Annotated in this window: 19 protein-coding genes; 9 read left to right on the forward strand and 10 right to left on the reverse strand. The window is 46.6% G+C overall.

Translation table 11 applies throughout. The annotated features are described in order from the left end of the window. Positions 1-264: 264 nt before the first annotated feature. From A8L45_RS12370 to A8L45_RS12390, 5 genes are all read right to left on the reverse strand, one after another. Complete coding sequence (locus tag A8L45_RS12370; RefSeq protein WP_068902696.1) at positions 265-1,833, reverse strand: GGDEF domain-containing protein; 1,569 nt, start codon at positions 1,831-1,833, stop codon at positions 265-267. A 108-nt stretch (positions 1,834-1,941) separates the two neighbouring features. After that, complete coding sequence (locus A8L45_RS12375; RefSeq protein ID WP_068902698.1) at positions 1,942-4,212, reverse strand: tetratricopeptide repeat-containing diguanylate cyclase; 2,271 nt, start codon at positions 4,210-4,212, stop codon at positions 1,942-1,944. A gap of 69 nt (positions 4,213-4,281) precedes the next feature. Then, on the reverse strand, positions 4,282-5,127 hold the full coding sequence (gene queF / locus A8L45_RS12380; protein WP_068902700.1) for an NADPH-dependent 7-cyano-7-deazaguanine reductase QueF: 846 nt from the start codon (positions 5,125-5,127) through the stop codon (positions 4,282-4,284). Positions 5,128-5,291: 164 nt separating this feature from the next. Further along, positions 5,292-5,564 carry a hypothetical protein gene (locus A8L45_RS12385; RefSeq protein ID WP_068902702.1) on the reverse strand — a complete coding sequence of 91 codons (273 nt, stop codon included), beginning with the start codon at positions 5,562-5,564 and terminating at the stop codon, positions 5,292-5,294. Positions 5,565-5,575: 11 nt separating this feature from the next. Next, complete coding sequence (locus A8L45_RS12390; RefSeq protein WP_068902704.1) at positions 5,576-5,809, reverse strand: DUF2789 family protein; 234 nt, start codon at positions 5,807-5,809, stop codon at positions 5,576-5,578. A 253-nt stretch (positions 5,810-6,062) separates the two neighbouring features. Here A8L45_RS12390 and A8L45_RS12395 point away from each other — a divergent pair, with 253 nt between their 5' ends. Beyond that, positions 6,063-6,836: a Zn-ribbon-containing protein gene (locus A8L45_RS12395; RefSeq protein WP_068902706.1), complete on the forward strand. Its 774-nt coding sequence runs from the start codon at positions 6,063-6,065 to the stop codon at positions 6,834-6,836. A 1,312-nt stretch (positions 6,837-8,148) separates the two neighbouring features. On the opposite strand, the gene A8L45_RS12400 is transcribed toward A8L45_RS12395, so the two are convergent. Beyond that, the gene (locus tag A8L45_RS12400) at positions 8,149-8,451 is read right to left on the reverse strand and encodes a DUF3301 domain-containing protein (protein WP_083228325.1); all 303 of its coding nucleotides are present in this window, start codon (positions 8,449-8,451) and stop codon (positions 8,149-8,151) included. Further along, the gene (locus tag A8L45_RS12405; protein WP_068902710.1) at positions 8,444-9,490 is read right to left on the reverse strand and encodes a DUF3549 family protein; all 1,047 of its coding nucleotides are present in this window, start codon (positions 9,488-9,490) and stop codon (positions 8,444-8,446) included. The genes A8L45_RS12400 and A8L45_RS12405 overlap by 8 nt, the downstream gene beginning before the upstream one ends. A gap of 255 nt (positions 9,491-9,745) precedes the next feature. Between A8L45_RS12405 and A8L45_RS12410 the strand changes: the two genes are divergently transcribed. After that, positions 9,746-10,072 carry a YqcC family protein gene (locus A8L45_RS12410; protein ID WP_068902712.1) on the forward strand — a complete coding sequence of 109 codons (327 nt, stop codon included), beginning with the start codon at positions 9,746-9,748 and terminating at the stop codon, positions 10,070-10,072. Further along, a complete protein-coding gene (gene truC / locus A8L45_RS12415; protein WP_068902714.1) occupies positions 10,069-10,818 on the forward strand; it encodes a tRNA pseudouridine(65) synthase TruC in 750 nt (249 codons plus the stop codon). The genes A8L45_RS12410 and truC overlap by 4 nt, the downstream gene beginning before the upstream one ends. A 75-nt stretch (positions 10,819-10,893) precedes the next feature. Here truC and A8L45_RS12420 read toward each other — a convergent pair whose 3' ends face one another. The 3 genes from A8L45_RS12420 to map all read right to left on the reverse strand — a co-directional run bounded on the left by A8L45_RS12420 (position 10,894) and on the right by map (position 14,823). Then, entirely contained in the window at positions 10,894-11,271 is a 378-nt protein-coding gene (locus tag A8L45_RS12420; protein ID WP_068902717.1) for a DUF3461 family protein, read from the reverse strand. 64 nt (positions 11,272-11,335) lie between these two features. Further along, positions 11,336-13,957 (reverse strand): bifunctional uridylyltransferase/uridylyl-removing protein GlnD, encoded by a 2,622-nt coding sequence (gene glnD, locus A8L45_RS12425; RefSeq protein ID WP_068902719.1) that lies wholly within the window; start codon positions 13,955-13,957, stop codon positions 11,336-11,338. Positions 13,958-14,025: 68 nt separating this feature from the next. After that, entirely contained in the window at positions 14,026-14,823 is a 798-nt protein-coding gene (map, locus tag A8L45_RS12430; RefSeq protein WP_068902721.1) for a type I methionyl aminopeptidase, read from the reverse strand. Between the two features lie 315 nt (positions 14,824-15,138). Between map and rpsB the strand changes: the two genes are divergently transcribed. The 6 genes from rpsB (at position 15,139) to A8L45_RS12460 (ending at position 19,970) form a co-directional block, all read left to right on the forward strand. After that, positions 15,139-15,867 (forward strand): 30S ribosomal protein S2, encoded by a 729-nt coding sequence (gene rpsB / locus A8L45_RS12435; RefSeq protein ID WP_068902722.1) that lies wholly within the window; start codon positions 15,139-15,141, stop codon positions 15,865-15,867. A gap of 130 nt (positions 15,868-15,997) precedes the next feature. After that, complete coding sequence (gene tsf / locus A8L45_RS12440) at positions 15,998-16,837, forward strand: translation elongation factor Ts (RefSeq protein ID WP_068902724.1); 840 nt, start codon at positions 15,998-16,000, stop codon at positions 16,835-16,837. A gap of 87 nt (positions 16,838-16,924) precedes the next feature. Beyond that, positions 16,925-17,653, forward strand: a complete 729-nt coding sequence (gene pyrH, locus A8L45_RS12445) for a UMP kinase (RefSeq protein WP_068902726.1) — start codon at positions 16,925-16,927, stop codon at positions 17,651-17,653. A gap of 56 nt (positions 17,654-17,709) precedes the next feature. Further along, the gene (frr, locus tag A8L45_RS12450) at positions 17,710-18,267 is read left to right on the forward strand and encodes a ribosome recycling factor (protein WP_068902728.1); all 558 of its coding nucleotides are present in this window, start codon (positions 17,710-17,712) and stop codon (positions 18,265-18,267) included. Positions 18,268-18,341: 74 nt separating this feature from the next. Beyond that, on the forward strand, positions 18,342-19,112 hold the full coding sequence (uppS, locus tag A8L45_RS12455; protein WP_068902730.1) for an undecaprenyl pyrophosphate synthase: 771 nt from the start codon (positions 18,342-18,344) through the stop codon (positions 19,110-19,112). 9 nt (positions 19,113-19,121) lie between these two features. Beyond that, positions 19,122-19,970 carry a phosphatidate cytidylyltransferase gene (locus A8L45_RS12460; RefSeq protein ID WP_068902733.1) on the forward strand — a complete coding sequence of 283 codons (849 nt, stop codon included), beginning with the start codon at positions 19,122-19,124 and terminating at the stop codon, positions 19,968-19,970. Positions 19,971-19,996 lie beyond the last annotated feature (26 nt).

The following is a 19,996-nucleotide window of genomic DNA, read 5'->3' on the forward strand; positions in this document are numbered from 1 at the left end:
TAAAAATCAGTGTGTTAATTAAACATACACAGTGAGAAACGCTTTGACCAGCTTAATGTGCGAGGTGTTAGACCAATCACAATATCCTTTGATGAAGGAAATAGGCATCGCTGGTGTAGACGAATTACCGTTTTAAATACAGTACAGGTCGGCTTTGTGTGTCTGTTGAGTATCGCGCCATTAATGGCGTGTGATTAACGTTGCCAGACGAACTTAATAAGACTTGAGATGATAAGCAGATTGTATGGAGTAGATGCTGAGAGATTATAACCAGATGACCTGATCACGACCGTAAGATTTTGCTGTAGATAGGGCTGTGCTGACTCTCTCCATGACAATCTCTGGATTATCTTTTTCCCGAAAATGGCTGACACCCACTGAAACCGTGACTTTTATTCTTTCGTTATTGCACTTGAGTGGTAGCCTGGATACGGTTTTGCATAAGTTCTGCAGGGTTTCCTGAATATCATTTTTATCAGTATCAGGGATCACCAGAACAAACTCCTCTCCGCCAAATCGAGCAATAAAGTCGGTTTTTTGTAGGCACTGATGAATGGTTCGGGCTACAACCTGTAAGATTTTGTCCCCGACAGTATGACCATAGCTCTCATTGATTTTACTGAAGTGATCGATATCAATCATGGCAGTTGTTAACGGAGTCTGGTAACGAAGCCAATTTCGATATTCGTGGTCGAGACGCCCATCGAGTGCGTGACGGTTGTACACTTTAGTCAGTGGATCGAGTAGGAGTTTACGTTCCTGTTCTCCGAGACGACGGCGATGCTCTGTTGTGTCTTTCGCTAGCTCTTCAAGCTTTCTCTCAGCATTTTTCAGCTGATTAATGAGGCGATCTTCGCGGTTATTCAGCTGGTGGTTGAGTTCTGATAAGGCTTCCAGCTTCTCTGTCAGCCTAAACAGCTCAGGTCTTGCCTCATCCATGGTTCTGAATCTATCTAAGCCATTGTTAATGGAATCAGCGGCACTTCTCAGCTCTCTTTGCATTACTTCCCGCTGTGCAATCAGGGTACCCGCCTCTTCAAGTGCAATATCGGTATGACTGGAAATATCTGACAGCTCATCACTGAAGCGGTTTAGCATAACTTTTGATGCATCTCTTTCCTGCTTGGTGCCAGACAGAATGAATTGCATTGCACTGAGGGTGAGCTCCATCAAGGCTTTTGGCTCAGGGCTCAGCATCAGTTGTTTTCGAATATCCAGCAATGCTTCGCCAGTCTCTCCTTCAAAATCGAGACCGCTTATCAGAGTTTGCAGTTCAGTCGATAATTGGTGAAATCGGTCAAGATCTTGCTGTTCCGATCCGCCCAGAGGGTGTCCGGGGACCGAAAGAAGTTTAACGGCTCTGTCGTAGAGCTTGAGCATTTCGGTAATAACCCGATGATGCGAGTAGCCAGTACTTTTTGCCTGCTCTTCAAGTTGGCGGACATCGCGTTTAAGTTGGGGGGGTAAGCTGAAAAGTGCTTTCAATTGTTCTGCACTGGCAGATATCTGCTCCGCAAGTGCTTTTTTGTGCATGTCACAGTCGTTGTTGTATTTAATAACTGCTCTTTCTGCTACCGCCAACTGCGGAATAAGCGAGCTGACATCTGCCTGTGTGTCTATTCGGTGTTTTATTTCCTTGAGAATATGCGCCTGAGAGGAGTTTTCTTTACTGTGGGATGCGATAAGACGTGATAAGAGACGTTTTAATATTGTCGTTTCCCGTCGGCACTTCAGCGATAAATCCCTGAAGGCAAGTTGTGCGTGTTCCAGCTGCCTTTCTGGAGGCTGCTTATCATCAATGGGATGAATTGAAGGAAATTTTGCTGAATGCATAACATAACCAAGGGAATTTACCCGTTCTGAGCGGACATAATGTTGCTTTCAGAACATTAACCAAATTCTCACCTGTGATAAAGGTGTACTGGTGCTTTTATCAATTAATCAAGGAAATATTTTCTCAGAACCGTGAACCGACTGCCAGTTAATACTGAGGTGTGATGACGTTCTTACCTTAACTAAGCCAGAGCTGATACATTCCAGACAGGCTTTACGAATGTCCGTATTAACAAAACTGGCTGCTGGCGCTGATTCAATAGCGCTGAGATGTACCCACTCGCTTTTGTTTGTTTCACGGCTGAGTTGTCGGGCCGCACTGGTCGCCATCAACAGTATATCCAGCAAATCCTGATCATTGATCGTCGTATATGCTCTGGGTACGAATGGATACTCCGCCATACCAATCCGTATATTGCTATTAATATTGTTGTCACCCAAGGTACGAAGAAACTCGTCAACCAAGGCTTGCACTTTATCGGCCAGTAAAGAAGGTTCCTGATTGCTATAGGCCTGAGGCTCAATCAATACAAACATGTTATCGGAGAAGTGATACATTCTTGAAGGCTCAACAATTTTCTTTTTGAAGAAATCTCCCAGACTTTTTTCAAGTTTTACCCCTTGCTGATAACCGTATTGCATGTGAATGGTTTTAAGGAAGGGCACCTCAAACATGGCAAAACGTAAGCGATCGCTCAGCGGCTCGTGGATCATTTCTCCCAGATACCACTGCTCAAAATGGGCGTTACTCTTTTCTATTGAATTTGGCAGACGATCATTGAGCATCCGGAGGTTTTTCAGCCCGCTATGAGGCTGAGTGTAATAATCTTTACGCAGTTCATTAAGCTGCTCGCGGCGGAAGTTCGCCGAACGGTGCCTGAGAATAAGCAGCAGCAAAAGAACGCAAAGGCTGCCGAACAGGAAATAGTTGATTTTCTTTTGTTCAAGCAACGTATGCTCGCTTTCTTCCTGCCGGCGCTCAAGATCATCGAATTGCAACTGGCGTTCTATAACTCTTTCCCGCTGCTTAAATGATTTTGCTTCCTGTAACTGCTTTCTGTCCTGATCTCTCTCTGCCAGCTGGTCATAACGGCGCTGAATCAGTAATGCCTGATAAAAGTCGCCCTTGACCTCGTAGCAGAATGATAGTTTTTTCAAGGCCCGGGACAGTAATGCTCTGTCATTGTTCTGTTCAACAATGTTCACCGCCTGATTGAGTACCTTTATAGCCTGATCGACTTTCTGAAGCTCCATCGACAGCTCACCCTGAAGGATATAGGCCTGAGCGAGCTTGGAAGGCTCGTCAGCAGCAATAGCCGCTGCAATAGCGTCAGAGACATACTGTTCTGCCAGCGGGTAATGCAGCAGCTCCAGATAAGTATTGGCGATAGCAACTTTTATCTCGGCTTGCTGACTCAGCCTACCTAAATCACGTTCAATATCCAGAGCATTGAAATAATGGACGAGAGCAAAATTATAACGACGCTGAAGCTCATAAATATTGGCTAGTAAGGTTTGAGCTCGTGACAGGCCACGCATTAGTTTGAAGTGTTCGTAAAATTCTGCTGCCTGATTGGCATGAAGCAGTGCTTTATGTAGAGCGCCGCGCTGTTTATACAGTTCTGCCAGACTGATATTTGTGGTTGCAATATCGGCAACAAATTCATTTTCACTGGCGATCCAGAAAGCACTAAGCAGCTCGGACAGTGCTTTCTCATATTGCTGTTGTGAGAGGAAATAGTTACCCAGCATGATCTGAAGACGAACTTTTAGCTGAAGATTAGGATCGGTGCCAAGTTCTTGTCGAGCGGCATCAAATTGAGCCAGTATCTCTTCTTCCGGTTCTTTCTTAGACAGGATATCGGCTTTGAGTAATGCCGCTTCGAATGCAAGCTCAGACTGACTCGGGGTTCGCGACACTTTTTCTGGAAATTGTTGAGCAAGCTCCTTCAGCAGACGCAGTGCTTCAGTGTGATTCCGGTTGAGCTGGTAATGAAGAAGGGCCTCTGTGTAGAGAATATCCATCTTTGTCATTGTCAGTTTGTTGGCATCTGACATTTCTTTGGCCTGCTCCAGAGCCTTCCACGCCTCTGTCGGGTTACTGAGTAAACTGTTCGCTTTGGCGATAATCAGGTACGCATAGGTAGTATTGAGGGGCGTTCTGACTGTACGGTCTGTTTCATTGGTCGTATGGGGGCGTTTGGGATTGAGGGACAATCTGCGTTGGTCGAGAAAGTTCTGTGTCATTTTTAATGACTTGTCCGGCGCCGTTGCAAGCATGCCTTCCGCTTCCGTCAATACGGGAGCAGAATAGAGTTTTGCTAACGTGTCGGTACTAAATACCAGCGAGAGTAGAAGAATAACTGTCCGTAAACGCATACTGGTTGTCTTTGAGCCCTAATGCTTGAAGATGATTATGGCACCGAAAGAGCACGGTGCCAGAAGCTGTTACTGTCTTGCCAGGCGGTTGTTTTCGCTGGGTGTCTTGCCCATGTTGGTTCTGTATGGATTAATGTCCAAGCCGCCACGTCGGGTGTAGCGGGCGTACACAGTCAGGAACTCCGGTTGGCAATATTTCATTAGGTCGCAGAACATGCGTTCCACACATTGCTCGTGAAATTCATTGTGACGCCTGAATGACACAATATAGCGGAGCAGTTTTTCCCTGTTGATTTGCTTCCCTGTGTAGGCAATACGAACTGAACCCCAGTCTGGTTGATTGGTGATCAGACAATTTGACTTCAGAAGATTACTGCTCAGTGTCTCAGTCACAACATCATCGCCCGTTGCTCCCTCAAGCAAAGAAGGATCAAGCTCGTAGCTGTCGATGCTGATATCCTGATTATCAATGTTTTCACCACCGATGCTAACAATAGGCTGATCGTCAAATTCGTCGAGTGGTAGTACAGTGACATCCACCTCTGCGCCTGCGCAGGCCGACAGATCCTTAGCCAGAGCTTCAACCACATCCTGCCATGATGAAAAACGGGTCTGGTTAAAGCTGTTCAGGTACAACTTGAATGATTTTGACTCAATAAGATTCGGACTCGAGGCTGGCAACCTGACTTCGCCCAGGGCGACCTGAGGCAGGCCTTTATCATTCAGCCACGACAGTTCATATAAACTCCAGATATCGTAACCAGTGAAAGGCAGAACGTCTTTCAGTTCTAGCTCTTCACGGTTAAGGCTACGGGGAACTGGCTGAAGCAGTTCCGGCGCGTATTGTTCCTTATATTCAGTCTGTTGACCAAGCGTCAGGTTTGCCAGCTCACTGGCATTGTCATAGTTGCTCATTACGATGTTGCCGAATTTGGATACTTGTTGCGCTGAGTGTACTTAAATTTATCAGCGCATGCTATTTGAAACCGTATCAATAAAGAACGTATGACTGATTCGAGTGAAAAAAAGCCAATGTTTTGGGTCATTTTCGGTCAGAAAGCCTATTAACCGTTTTCTGATCACTTAGACTCTAATAGCGCAATACGTGCCTCAAGTTTGCTTACCTGTTCCTCAAGGGCTCGAATGCGCTCTTTGTCACTTTGCTCGGCTGGCACTTTTTCCACTTTTGGGACAACACCATTTTTCTTCCATCGTTGTAATGCTGTGATGACCAATGGCATGGGTACTGTCACGCCCAGCCTGCTTTTTATTAGAGCAACACTGGGCTGTTTCCCATCGTTGACCAGTTGCGAAATCGCGTCTTCCAGTGCCTGAGTATAATTAGTTGTCATTGTTATTACTTCTATTCCTGACGAAGACGCGCATCCAGCAAGTCGATCTGCTCACTCCAGTCAGCATCTTGTAACAGGGCTTCTGATAAAAACTGTTTCTGCGATAGTGACCAGAATGCTGCTTCCTGAAGAGGCGTTGAGGCGGATAAAGAATGTTCTGAAAGAAAATGCTCTATTGACTCACTGTCTGATGCCAGACCCAATTGGCTGAAGAGATTTTCCAAATTATGTTTAAAAACTTCCATATCGATACCTTCCCCTGTCCCAAATATAGGCGCCTGATGTCATTACCTTTATCAGGTGCTTTAAGATTTGATTTAAGCATACGTTGAACGGCTTAATAACAGCAAGCATCATTATCAATGGAATTATCACTTTTGATTCATTGCTGAAAATGATGACCGAAATTGCCACTGAGCTTTGGCGACAAATTCGGTAAACTGCCCGTTTTGAAGAGTCCGGCAAGTACGTAAGCCGGGATTGACAGGGTAGCAAGATATGTTTGTCGTGGAGCTGACGTTCGAATGCTTCGATAATACCACCATCTCTGCCGTAGACCGCGCGGTTAACGGCCTGATGGATGCGCTGAGGTATAACGGCCAGGTATTGGGCCGCGAATTTCCAATGGTAATGGGCGATGGCCTTTTTCAGGTTCGTGCAGTTTGCCCGGAACAGGATAGCCTGAACCCGGTTCACCACAGTGGGCAGGTGATGGGGGCGATGAAAAAACTGTCTGAGGCATGTTTGTTGTCGCCTAAAGTACGTGTTCTTGGCAGAGATTTGAATTCTGAGGCTAGTGCGGATAACTCGGAGCGAAGCTGGCAGGTGCTCTACACGACTTATGTTCATACCTGTTCACCGCTGCGATGTGGTGATTCACTCTTACCCATTCCTCTCTATCATTTGCCAGCCACTTTCAATGGCGATCATAAAGCAGTGGTGAGGTGGCAGACTGAATGGCAAGCATGTGATGAAATTCAGATGGCTGGTGCCTTTAAAGCAGAGCATGCAGCGCTTGCCGAGATCACTGAGATTGACAGTTTATTATCAATTAAAGGTTGGGATATACGAGGCAGAATAGAATACCTTACAGGTATTCCAACTTACTATTACCTCTATCGGGTTGGCGGTAAAGATCGTGATTCAGAGGAAAGTCGTTGCTGCCCCAAGTGCGGTTCAGAGTGGCGTCTCCCACAATCTCTGCATGATATTTTTGACTTCAAATGCGACCGTTGCCGCATCGTTTCCAACCTATCGTGGGACTTTCAGTAACTCTGAAATTCATGAGCTTCCTTTTTACGGCTGCATATGTTGTAAGACAAAGCTGACAACATCGTAGGAAAAGTCAGTGATTGGTTTGAGAAACGGTCTGGTCCTGTCAGTTTCTTAATATATTTATCAACGACATGACCCTTAGTTGCCTTTTAGTGCTGCGTTTTGGGGAAAAATAAGCGGTAGGCTGGATTGTCTGAAAAGTTTCTTTAGGTAGAGTAGACAGTGTCAAAAGGAGAGGCGGCGAGGAAGGCTGCTGCTGGTATTGACAGAGAGATAATAGAATCGCATTTGTTGGCCATCAGGACGATAGCCCAAGTAGGAAGCGTAGTGGACACCCTCAGGAAGAGGACGGGATTCGTATAGGAATTGTCGTTGTCAGGATGACTGGTGCAAGGATGTGCCATTGAGGAATGAGTGAAAATATCATGGATGAAGCAAGGAGCATCGACTTGGCAGTGAAGCTGAATAGAGCCATATAGGCGTACCTCATAGTGGGTGCGCCTTTTTTTTATATTATTTTCAATATGTTGCTTGAAACACCATGATCTTGAGATCTTTATTCGTCTATCGGGCTTGTGAGAGATCTCTTACAAATGTGTGGGATAAGCATGATTCAATGTTGAGAAAATGATTTTTCTTAATTATTTTTTTATTAAAAACATGGCTTTACGAATTTTCGCAAAATAGCGACGTTAAACTGTGATCTAGATTCATTGTAGGCTGGTTGTTTATTTATGCTGTTCGCGTAGAGTGTGCGTTGTCGGTCAGGCATGACAGGCACAGGGACCTCACCAAGTATATTGGTTATCCGAAACAAAATTTGATTCAGGATGAAACAAAGATTGGTATCGGAAACATGGATTGGATGGAACCGTTGCAGTAGATAGGATATTTACTGGTCAGGATGACAAATGGAAACGCCCGGGAAGGGTAGCATGGACACCCTCAGGATGAGGATGAGAATCGAGGCAGGACGGCTCGATGGATCAGGAAGATCAAACGGACACCTCCAGGACGGAGAGTTAAGGACAGTGCCGAAGGATACGGCGACTAATCAAGGATGGTGCAGGGAGCACATTCAGTAGCAGGATAGCTGCAAGTAAGACCTCAGGGCGCGACGTATGTCGCGCCCGCTCTATCTTAGTGTGGCACTAATTTCTTAATAGTCCAGTTCAATATTCCGCACAACATACCCCGTTAAAGTTCATCACCTCACTGATTTACCAATAAAATTAGACGTTCTATCGCGATAGTCGTATCGGTTTCCTCAAAGCGATGATATACCGAATCTGAACGAACAGTTCTGTCTCTATTCGGGCATTGGGTGTGGTGGGATATAAACACTCTTTAACCTCAGACCGACCATAAGCGCATACCCTTGATAGCTATCGGCACCATTGACGGAAAACTCAAAAAAGTATCGGGTCTGAAAGTTAACGGGACCCTTTGGCCAGCCAAAAGAGTGCTCGCCACGGGCGATAGACAGCAGCTGTAAATCCAGCTGCTGACAACGCTGACGAATAAATCGCTGTGCATTCTCACTCTGACGCCGCTGCTGCCAAAAAAGAAAACAGAAGAGAGACACCGCCAGAATAGCAAGCAAATCAGTCATTATTCGATTTCACCGTTTTTTGTAATTCATTCACTGCATTCAGCAGGGTCGGACTGGCGTTGCCATGAAGTAAGCCCAGTAATTGTGGACGAAGTTCAGGGATCATCACTAAATCTGCAACGATTTGCCTGAAGAACTTTGCGTCGTCACAAGCGGCAACAGAAACCAGGAAGCGGTCGAGAAGTTCAGGTTCATCGAGAACATGCCAACACCGCCCAGCAATAGCAATAAGCAGCTCCTTATGGCCCAGTTCCACTTTGCTCAGCAAGTTTTGTATACGTACTGAGAGCCTGTTGCGGTCTGCACCGGATAATGCACGGACGTGTGCAGTAAGGAGAAACAGATCAATTTCTGTATCCGCAAGTAATGTATCAATCTGCTCATCGAGTCGACTTGCCAGACTATCGGGTAACTCGCAGTGCTCCAGACACCCTAAGAGAGCATATTTTGGTGTGTCTGGCATATTTGAAAGGGCTTTCTTTAGCCTTGGCAGGTTATCGTGTTTACCCATTCGGGCGCACAAATCCGCGAGCCCTTGCAGGCCAACACCTTGCCATTGCTCCCACCCCAATTCACCGCCTGTGTAGTGTTGAGCATGGTCATAGTACTGACTTGCAGGTTGTTGAAGGCATACGGTTAATCGGGCATGAAACATGGCCTTCTTGTCGTCCGATGGCGAGAAAGTATAAGGATTGTTTGCCAGTTTTTCCCTTTCTGCTTCAGACGGCGTTTTATCGAGTGTCGCACCCATTGCCTGAGCTACAAACTGAATAAAATCACCCAGTGCAGCCTGATTCAGTAAACCTCGCTCATCAAGCGGCATTTTCAGAAACCAAATCCAAGGCTCCTGTCCTGCTTGCCAAAAGGCGATCCCCAGTTGTGCTTGCTGCTGAATAGGGAAAGGGTATGGCTGGTGGTTATTTTCCACTGCTTCAAATTGTGCATTGGGGATTTCTGTGACTCGTCGGCTGAGGTCGTACACGAGGTAATTACAGCCAGCTTTATTCAGAATGGCACTCAGGGTCAGCGCATTTTCCATTGTCGTTTTACACATATTTCCAAATTAGATAAGCCAGTATATCAAAGTTGCCTGTGTTATCGCTTCCTTTGCTACTGGATGTCAGCACATTAAGATACATACTGGCTCCCAAAAAGGTCTAATTATTACTGTCATTAGAGGCTTTGCTGTCTTTTCTGCGACACTGTAGGAGGCGGCTGTGGCACGTGCTATTCTCTCTTCTATTTTTACCGCCGTTGCCCGCAGCATGCGTGATAACGTTCGCAGGACTTTACTATGGACACTCAACAACATGCCTTACAGCTCCTTGAGCAGTTGGAACAGGCACTAAAAACTCATCAACATTGGCAGCACACACTGCCAGCTGACAGTGCCTTAGCCAGCACTGAGCCCTTCGCCGTTGATACGCTAACCTGCGGGGAGTGGCTGCAGTGGATCTTTCTCCCGAAAATGCGCGTGATGCTCGAACAGGACGCACCGATCCCATCGAATATATCAATTGCGCCTTATGTTGAAGAGGCCATGAAACATAATATGGGACGTGACGATATTGCAGCGATTTTGGCTCAGTTCGATAGTCTTTTTCAGGCAGGTGCAAAGTGACAGTTGAGGAATCAGCACCTGAGCTGGAAATCATTTATCGAGACGAGTGGTTGGTTGCAGTCAATAAGCCGTCGGGAATGTTGGTGCACCGGTCTTGGTTAGACAAAGGTGAAACCCGCTTTGTGATGCAAACCCTGCGTGACCAGATTGGACAGCATGTTTTCCCTTTGCACCGTTTGGACAGACCCACGTCTGGCGTACTACTTTTTGCGCTCTCATCAGAGATAGCCTCACAGATGATGCCCATTTTTGCAGGTCGCGACGTCAAAAAAACTTACTACGCAGTGGTCAGAGGCTGGGTAAAAGAGTCGGCAATACTGGACTATCCGTTGAAGGAAGAGTTAGACAAAGTTGCTGATAAGTTTGCGACTGCCGAACCAGAGGCAAAGGAGGCTATTACTGAATATCGGCCAGTGTTAACAGCAGAATTACCCATTCCTCTCGGTCGCTATCAGAGCTGCCGATATTCGCTGGTGGAAATGAAACCTCAAACTGGCAGAAAGCATCAACTGCGCCGACATATGCACCATCTCAGTCATCATATTATTGGTGATGTCAATCATGGAGATGGCAGGCACAACCGTCTTTTCAGGCAGGAGTTTGATTGCCATCGATTACTGCTGCACGCTCAGCAGTTGACCTTCACCCATCCTGTGACAAAAGAAAATATTACCGTCACTGCTGGTGTTGATGAGGTCTGGCAGAGAGTGATGAGCGGTTTAGGGTGGTCTAATTATTCGATGTGACAATAAGGCCTGCTGGTTTGCAGGCCTTATTCCCGGGGACATTTACTGGGAACGACAGATAACGTCCCAGCGGCGTTATAATTTCTCTAAATCTGCCTCAATTTCAGCAATTTTCATTGCTACAACTTTTTCAAGGTGCCTCAGGTCAGAGAGGATTTTCTTCTTCACATCTGGTTCTGAGTACACTGGCTTCACTATCTTGTCGAGTTCATCAATCACAAGAGATAAACTGCGATTAATTTCCGTCACCTCCCGAAACAGACCACTACCGCTATCGACAACAACATTTTTGCGTTGTCTCGGATATTTGAACTTAATGCTTTTGGCAAAAAGCTCACCTTTTTGACGGGAAAAATAGATTTTTAAGGTGTCAGAGTGTGCTTCCTGACGGAGAGAATAGCGCTCTATTTCTTCCGGCTTTTTAATACCCAACTGGCTCAGATGTTCATACATTGTGTTACCTCCTGACTGATAGTGGAGGGGTGACACCTGTCTGTGGCAGGTGCCGTCACCACTTTTACTGAGGGATGTGTAAGGCTTTTATCAGTGCATCCCGAAGCTGTTGTTGTAAAGATTCATCCAGCGCCCGATTTTCCTGATCAGCAATAATGAAGAAATCCTCAGCTCGTTCACCTATTGTGGTGACCTTCGCTGACTGAACAGAAATACCAAGTCTCGCAAATACTGTTCCGACCCGCGCCAGTAGTCCCGGTGCATCCAAGGCAACTAACTCCAAAAGTGTTCTCTTGCCTGACTGAGCAGGAAGAAAGTGAACCTTGGTTTCCACTGTAAACGCCATCAGCTTTCGGGAAGCACGTCGGCGCGGCAATGAGGCAGGTTTTTCCTCTTTTAGTGCTTTTACCACGCCACGACGAATATGGTCATGTCTGTCCAATGCAATAGCTTTACCATTTGGGTCTAAAACCATAAAGGTATCCATCGCATGGCCGCTTTTACTGGTCATGATTTGTGCATCGTGAATGCTGAGATTATGTTTATCCAGTGTAGACACAACTCTGGCGAGCAGACTCGGCTTATCTTTGGTATACACAAAAATTTCAGTGCCGCCCCGTGTTGCCTTCTTACTGACCAGCACCAGTGGGCCATCATTGTGATGGAGTAAATGGTGGCTGTGCCATGCTATTTGCTTGTGCGTACTGCGAAGGAAGTAATCCGCCTTAAATCCTTGCCATAACGAGTTTATTGCATTTTGGCTGTGGTCTTTTTTTCTTAGGATCGCAGCGGCGAGGTGTTGGTTGTGCCTGATCCTTTCGCGGATATCAGGCGGGTTTTCCAGACCTCGGCGCAGTGCTTTCTGGGTCGCATAAAAAAGCTCGGACAATAAGGTTCTTTTCCAGCTATTCCATAGTTCTGGGTTAGTGGCGCAGATATCCGCCACGGTAAGACACACCAAAAACTCCAGACGTTCTTCATCTCGAACTGTTTTCGCAAATTCAGTGATCACATCAGGGTCATAGATATCTCGACGCTGAGCGGTTATCGACATTAATAAATGGTTTTCTACCAGCCAGCTCACCAGCTTAGATTCTGGTCGTGAAAAGCCGTGTTCGATACAAAAACTGTATGCTTCCTCAGCACCTATCTTGGAGTGATCGCCACCACGACCCTTACCAATATCATGGAAGATAGCGGCAAGAATCAGTAGCTCATGTTTTTTTATCCGCGGGAAAACATCACAACAAATCGGGTGTTTATCTTTATTTTCTTCATAACTGAAGCTTTCTATTTGCCGTAACAGGCGGAGTGTGTGCTCGTCTACCGTGTAGGTGTGGAATAAATCGAACTGCATCTGACCAACGATACGACTCCACTGCGGGAAGTAGGCTGCCATCACGCCATGTCTGTGCATCAAGGTGAATGCTTTGTATAACGCGTTAGGGTGACGGGTTAAAGAAACGAATTTTTCTTTCGCTGTGGGGGATTCGCAAAGGAACATGTTCAGCCTACGGCGGGCTGTTCTCAATTGTCGCAGGGTAGGGGCAGAGATAGCATCAATGGATTTGTCATCGGCAATATGGATGAACATATCAAGGATGGTATCGGGCCGTGCCTGAAAAAGAGCAGGCTTGCGGGCTTCAATCTTGTTGTCCCTGCGTTGAAAGTCTTCGCTGAGGATTTCGACTTTCTGTTTCTTGATATCGTCCGCGTGAATCGCTTGATCAAAAAGCTGTAACAGCATCTTATTGAGCTCAATGATTCTTCGGGTAGTGCGGAAAAAATCCCGCATCATCATCTCAACCGCTTGGTTTCCTTCTCCACTGTACCCCATTCTCTCCGCAACAGCGGGTTGGTGGGCAAAGGTCAGTCGGTTGTCGTAACGTTTAATTTCAAGGTGCAGGGCGAACCGAATCCGCCAGAGCAGTTCCTGACACTCCGTTAATTCTCTGAATTCGGCATCAGTCAAAAAGCCGAACTTACTCATTTCCCTCAAGCTGGTGGCACCGAAATGGCGTAAGGCAACCCAGCTCAAGGTATGAATATCACGTAAACCACCCGGGCTGGATTTAATGTCTGGTTCAAGCTTATAAGCGGTATCGTGATAGTGGCCATGCCGCTGCTTTTGCTCATTCACCTTGGCAGTAAAAAACGTTTCACTGGGCCAAAAGTTTTCGCTACGGATCTTACTGATTAGAGTGTCAAACAGTCTCTCACTACCGCAAAGTAAACGCGCTTCCTGCAAATTGGTCGCCACAGTCAGATCATTCATGCCAACGTCAATGCATTCATCCAGTGTTCTCACACTGTGGCCTATCTCCAGTCTGAGATCCCAGAGCAAGGTAATGAACTCACTGATCTTATCGCAATACGTCTTTTCTAGCGGGGCCTCACTCAGTAAGAGTAGGTCGATATCAGACAGCGGATGCAACTCACCGCGACCGTAACCGCCGACGGCGACAAGAGATAAGTTGGGGTGTCTTTCAAAGCCGTAGAAGGACCATAGCCTTGAGAGTAACTGATCCATAAAGAGGGAGCGTGCTGATACCAATTCATCGACTGGTACGTTGGAAGTAAAAGCGAGTCGCTGCTCTTCCGCATGCGCCTCTAACTGTTCTCTTATAAATGCTGCGTCCATCTGAGCATCTGTCAGTGAATCGGGTTGCAGCAGCATGTTAGTCATAACTGTCCTTAGCAACTAAACCGGGGCGGGAAATAAAAAAGCCGGCAAATCTGCCGGCTAATAATCAGTTATGCGTTGACCAAAATACGTGGCAGGTCTTCCTCACCGCGCAATGTCAGGACTTCACAACCGTTATCGGTTACCAGCAGTGTGTGTTCCCACTGAGCTGATTTCTTACCATCAATAGTATAAACCGTCCAGCCATCTTCCTCATCAAGCAGGGTGCCAAACTTACCTGCATTGATCATAGGCTCGATTGTGAAACACATACCCGGTTTAAGCAGAGTTCGGTCATTATTTTTATAATGAACAATTTGAGGCTCTTCATGAAATTCAGCGCCAATACCATGACCACAATAATCTTTGACTATTGAGTAGCGACCCGTACCGCCTTTAATAAATTTCTGTATCGCGGTGCCAATGTCACCAATGCGCGCGCCTGGCTTCACTTTCTTCATCGCATGATAAAGACTTTCCTGAGCAACACGGCATAGACGTTTGTCCTCAAGGGACACTTCTCCCACCATGAACATCTTAGATGTATCGCCGTGGTAGCCATCTTTTATCACGGTAATATCAATATTAACGACGTCACCATCTTTCAAAACATCGTCTTCATTCGGGATGCCATGGCATACAACGTGGTTGATCGATGTACAAATGGACTTGGGGAAACCGTGATAGTTCAACGGTGCTGGAACTGCTCCCTGAACTTCAGTGATATGTTTGTGGCAAATATCGTCCAGCTCTTTGGTCGTGACACCCGGCTTAACATAAGGTCCGATCATTTCCAGAACCTCAGCTGCCAGACGTCCGGCAACTCGCATTTTTTCAATTTCGTCGGCCGATTTTATTTTGGCGCTCATGGAATTCTCTCAAAAATAGCCTGTTGAACGACAGGCAAAAGTTAATCGATATCTTTTACATATTAACAATGGAGCGGCGAGTAGGGAACCATATACGGTAGCTAACAAAAAACTATACTGGATTAAAGCGTCCATTTTATGGTATAAAGCGCGCCGAATACGCCTGATTGATCAATCCTCATAATGAGGGTTTCGAACAGGTGTGTTTATTATTTTTGATTTTTAAACTCACACACATATCGTCACATGCGCCGGGGTGCCCTTAAGGGTCGGCGGTATGGGATATGTGGAGGCCTAACCCCAAGAGGATGTAAAATGGCTACTGTTTCAATGCGCGACATGCTTAAAGCTGGTGTTCACTTCGGTCACCAAACCCGTTACTGGAATCCAAAGATGAAGCCTTTCATCTTCGGTGCTCGTAACAAAGTGCACATCATCAACCTGGAAAAAACTGTTCCAATGTTCAACGACGTACTGGCTGAGCTGACCAAAGTAGGTGAGCGCAAAGGTAAAGTACTGTTCGTTGGTACAAAGCGTGCCGCTAGCGAATCTGTTAAAGCTGCTGCTCAAAGCTGTGACCAGTACTATGTGAACAACCGCTGGTTGGGCGGTATGCTGACTAACTGGAAAACTGTTCGTCAGTCAATCAAACGTCTGAAAGATCTGGAAACTCAGTCTACTGACGGTACTTTCGATAAGCTGACCAAAAAAGAAGCCCTGATGCGCACCCGTGAAATGGAGAAACTTGAAAAGTCTCTGGGCGGTATCAAAAACATGGGCGGTCTGCCTGACGCACTGTTCGTAATCGATGCAGATCACGAGCACATCGCAGTTAAAGAAGCAAACAACCTGGGTATCCCAGTATACGCAGTTGTTGATACTAACTCTGACCCAGATGGCGTTGATTTCGTTATCCCTGGTAACGACGATGCGATCCGTGCCGTTCAACTTTACCTGAACGCAGCAGCTCAAGCATACAGCGAAGGTCGTAGCCAAGACATCGTTGCTCAAGCTGAAGACGAGCTGGTTGAAGTCGCTGAATAAGACACTGCTCTTTGTGAGCGTTCTTAGCCATCAGTCTGTCATATACGGCACTGTAAGCTAAGTAGGTTAACAGGGGCCGAATATGGGCCCCTGATTTTTACCCAAATAGTTTCGAATCGAGGAATGAACAATGGCTGTTACCGCTGCCCTGGTAAAAGAACTGCGTGAGCGCACTGGCGCAGGCATGATGGAATGTAAAAAAGCACTGGTTGAAGCTAACGCTGATATCGAGCTTGCGATTGAAAACATGCGCAAGAGCGGTGCTGCTAAAGCTGCTAAGAAAGCTGGCCGTGTTGCTGCTGAAGGTCTGATCCTGGTTAAAGAAGACGGCGCGAAAGCGGCGATCGTTGAAGTTAACTGCGAAACTGACTTTGTTGCTAAAGATGCTTCTTTCGTTGCATTTGCTAACGAAGTTGCTGAAGCTGCACTGGAAGGAAGTCTGACAACTGAAGAGCTGCAAGCGAAGTTCGAAGAACAGCGTTCTACTCTGGTTGCTAAAATCGGTGAGAACATGAGCATCCGCCGTGTTGAATACATCGAAGGCGCAAAAGTAGGTTCTTACCGTCACGGCGACCGTATCGGTGTAGTTGTTGCTGCAGACGCTGACGCTGAAGTTATCAAGCACGTTGCAATGCACGTAGCTGCTTCTAAGCCTGAGTACGTTACTCCAGAAGATGTACCAGCAGACGTTGTTGAGAAAGAAAAACAAATCCAAATCGACATCGCGATGCAGTCTGGCAAGCCAGCAGAAATCGCTGAGAAAATGGTTGTTGGCCGTATGAAGAAATTCACCGGTGAAGTATCACTGACTGGTCAGGCGTTCATCATGGACCCATCTCAGACTGTTGGTCAGATGCTGAAAGAGAAAGGCGCAACTGTTTCTAACTTCATCCGTTTCGAAGTGGGTGAAGGTATCGAGAAAGAAGAAGTTGACTTCGCTGCTGAAGTTGCTGCAGTTCAGAAAGGTTAATCACCCTTTTGAACCCAAAAGGCCGCAGTTCCCTGCGGTCTTTTTACAACCCCATTCCCCCAAAAGTACGTGCCAAAGGTACTGATAATGACGACAAATCCAAAACCAGCTTATCAAAGAATTCTGTTAAAACTCAGTGGTGAAGCACTCCAAGGTGACGAAGGTTTCGGTATCGATCCTGCGGTTCTCGATCGCATGGCGCAAGAAATTAAAGAACTGATCGAACTGGGTGTTCAGGTTGGTCTGGTTATCGGTGGTGGTAACCTATTCCGTGGCGCAGGTCTGGCAGAAGCTGGAATGAACCGGGTTGTGGGCGACCACATGGGTATGCTTGCTACCGTGATGAACGGTCTGGCGATGCGAGATGCTTTGCACCGTGCCTATGTGAACGCTCGGGTTATGTCAGCTATCCCACTTAATGGTGTATGTGATAGCTACAACTGGGCTGAAGCTATCAGCCAGCTACGTAACGGGCGTGTGGTTATTTTCTCCGCCGGTACAGGTAACCCGTTCTTCACAACAGACTCTGCGGCGTGTTTACGTGGTATTGAGATCGAATCTGACGTAGTGATCAAAGCAACTAAGGTCGATGGTGTATATACTGACGATCCTGCAAAGAACCCTGATGCTGAATTGTATAGCCATCTTAACTACCAAGATGTGTTGGAAAAAGAGTTAAAAGTTATGGACTTGGCTGCCTTTACATTAGCTCGCGATCACAAGATGCCTATTCGTGTGTTCAATATGAACAAACCGGGCGCATTGAGAAAGGTAGTGATGGGTGAGCAGGAAGGCACACTAATTAATAACGGTTAATCAAATTTAGTGGCATAATTCCATTCGATAGAACAAGAATCTTCAAGGATATTCTCGTGATCAACGAAACTAAACTAGATGCGCAGACGCGCATGGAAAAAAGTGTTGAAGCACTAAAAAACCAGCTGGCAAAAATCCGTACAGGCCGTGCACACCCGAGCCTGCTCGACACTATTTATGTTGAGTATTACGGTGCTAATACGCCGCTTAATCAGGTGGCTAACGTCGTTGCAGAAGACGCTCGTACACTGGCTATCACGGTGTTCGACCGTGAACTGGCACCAAAAGTAGAAAAAGCAATCATGTCTTCTGACCTTGGTCTGAACCCAATGTCTGCTGGTACTGTGATTCGTGTTCCTCTGCCTCCATTGACTGAAGAGCGTCGGAAAGATCTGGTTAAGATTGTTCGTGCCGAAGCTGAGCAAGGCCGTGTTGCTGTTCGTAACATCCGTCGTGATGCCAACAGCGACCTGAAAGCACTGCTGAAAGACAAAGAAATTTCTGAAGACGAGGAGCGTCGTGGCCAGGACGACATTCAGAAGTTGACTGACTCAGCGGTAAAAGATATCGATCTAGTACTTGAAGCAAAAGAAAAAGAGTTGATGGAAGTCTAATTCTGTCTACACTCTGATTCATTTGCAAAGCGCTGTGCTGACAGGACAGCGCTTTTTATTTTCGAAGGAACACAATGAGTTCGCCAATACCTGACAATGAATTGTCCCGTGGGGCATTGCCTAAACATATCGCCATCATTATGGATGGGAATGGGCGCTGGGCTAAAGCGCGTGGTAAAGCCCGAATGTTTGGTCACAAAGCAGGTGTGGAATCGGTAAGAAAAACGGTATCAGCTGCAAATAGACTGGGTATACAGGTGCTTACTCTGTTTGCATTTAGCAGCGAGAACTGGCGCAGGCCACAGGAAGAAGTCAACCTATTGATGGAGTTGTTTGTCACGGTTCTTGGCCGTGAAGTGAAACGACTGCATAAAAATGGTGTCAGACTCAGGGTGATTGGCGATACGTCGCGATTTAGTCGTTCTCTGCAAGAAAAAATAGCCCGTGCAGAAGATTTGACTAAAAACAATACCCGCCTTGTCCTAAATGTCGCTGCCAACTATGGCGGTCAATGGGATATCACGCAATCGGTAAAAAAACTAGCCGAGCAGGTTGCCTGTGGCGAGTTGGATCCCAGTACCCTCACTGAAGGGGATATCGCCGTACACCTGAGCACCGCCGGATTACCGGATGTTGATTTAATGATTCGCACCAGTGGTGAATGCCGAATCAGTAATTTTATTCTTTGGCAGGCAGCCTACGCAGAACTGTATTTCACCGAAGAGTTCTGGCCAGATTTTAATGAAAAAAGCCTGTCTAATGCTATTGCCTGGTACATCAATCGCGAGCGACGTTTTGGTTGCACTGGCGAGCAGATTCAGGCGATGCTGGAAACAGAAAATTAGAGGTTTCGTTTGCTTAAACAACGAATTTTAACGGCAGCAATTCTTGCTCCCCTTGTGGTTGCAGGCATATTTTATCTGCCATTTGAGATCTTTGTCGGTGCTATTGCGGTGGTCACCCTTTTGGGCCATTGGGAATGGACCCAATTTGTCACTCCACTGGATCGCATAAAGCACTTCATCTCCCCAGCCATTCTGCTAGCACTTTCCCTTACCCTTCTCCCTATTGACGTGACAAACCTGAATTTATCTGTATCAGGTGCAATCTCAATGGCTGCGGCAGGGGCTTTGTGGTGGCTTTTGGCAACAGTGATGGTCCTTAGCTACCCCAAAAAAATAGCGTGGTGGAAAGACAGCGGGATCATGCGGCAGGGGTTTGGTGTGCTGACATTACTCCCATTCATGTGGAGTGTCATTTTGCTCCGCGCACAGGGGTACAATAATGACCCTTTGCTGGGGGCAAAACTGGTTCTATTGGTATGTTTACTGGTGTGGTCAGCAGATTCCGGCGCTTATTTTGCGGGTAAGCGCTTTGGTAAGCGTAAAATGGCACCTAACGTTAGCCCTAACAAAACGGTAGAAGGCTTGATTGGCGGCATGGTGGCGGCAATGGCAGTCACGGGTGCGTTTGCACACTGGCTTCAGATCCCATTTTCCTCAGTGCCTGCTTTAATAGCGGTTGCTCTGGTTACTGCATTTGCATCCGTATTAGGTGATCTTGCTGAGAGCATGTTCAAGCGTGTTGCCGGAGTGAAAGACAGTGGCAGTATACTTCCAGGCCACGGCGGAATTCTTGATCGTATTGATAGTTTGACCGCCGCATTTCCGGTATTTGCGGTGATGTACATCTATATGTCGTAAACATATCTGCTGGCCGTGAGCCAGCA

The organism is Veronia pacifica (assembly GCF_001707825.1).
GTDB lineage: Bacteria > Pseudomonadota > Gammaproteobacteria > Enterobacterales > Vibrionaceae > Veronia > Veronia pacifica.

Coding starts and splice junctions, on each gene's coding strand:
- map (WP_068902721.1), bottom strand. CDS start 14,823: ATGAGCGCCAAAATAAAATCGGCCGACGAAATTGAAAAAATGCGAGTT.
- uppS (WP_068902730.1), top strand. CDS start 18,342: ATGAGTTCGCCAATACCTGACAATGAATTGTCCCGTGGGGCATTGCCT.
- A8L45_RS12395 (WP_068902706.1), top strand. CDS start 6,063: ATGTTTGTCGTGGAGCTGACGTTCGAATGCTTCGATAATACCACCATC.
- A8L45_RS12370 (WP_068902696.1), bottom strand. CDS start 1,833: ATGCATTCAGCAAAATTTCCTTCAATTCATCCCATTGATGATAAGCAG.
- A8L45_RS12385 (WP_068902702.1), bottom strand. CDS start 5,564: ATGACAACTAATTATACTCAGGCACTGGAAGACGCGATTTCGCAACTG.
- tsf (WP_068902724.1), top strand. CDS start 15,998: ATGGCTGTTACCGCTGCCCTGGTAAAAGAACTGCGTGAGCGCACTGGC.
- glnD (WP_068902719.1), bottom strand. CDS start 13,957: ATGACTAACATGCTGCTGCAACCCGATTCACTGACAGATGCTCAGATG.
- A8L45_RS12410 (WP_068902712.1), top strand. CDS start 9,746: ATGGACACTCAACAACATGCCTTACAGCTCCTTGAGCAGTTGGAACAG.
- A8L45_RS12420 (WP_068902717.1), bottom strand. CDS start 11,271: ATGTATGAACATCTGAGCCAGTTGGGTATTAAAAAGCCGGAAGAAATA.
- rpsB (WP_068902722.1), top strand. CDS start 15,139: ATGGCTACTGTTTCAATGCGCGACATGCTTAAAGCTGGTGTTCACTTC.
- pyrH (WP_068902726.1), top strand. CDS start 16,925: ATGACGACAAATCCAAAACCAGCTTATCAAAGAATTCTGTTAAAACTC.
- A8L45_RS12390 (WP_068902704.1), bottom strand. CDS start 5,809: ATGGAAGTTTTTAAACATAATTTGGAAAATCTCTTCAGCCAATTGGGT.
- A8L45_RS12400 (WP_083228325.1), bottom strand. CDS start 8,451: ATGACTGATTTGCTTGCTATTCTGGCGGTGTCTCTCTTCTGTTTTCTT.
- A8L45_RS12405 (WP_068902710.1), bottom strand. CDS start 9,490: ATGGAAAATGCGCTGACCCTGAGTGCCATTCTGAATAAAGCTGGCTGT.
- queF (WP_068902700.1), bottom strand. CDS start 5,127: ATGAGCAACTATGACAATGCCAGTGAGCTGGCAAACCTGACGCTTGGT.
- A8L45_RS12375 (WP_068902698.1), bottom strand. CDS start 4,212: ATGCGTTTACGGACAGTTATTCTTCTACTCTCGCTGGTATTTAGTACC.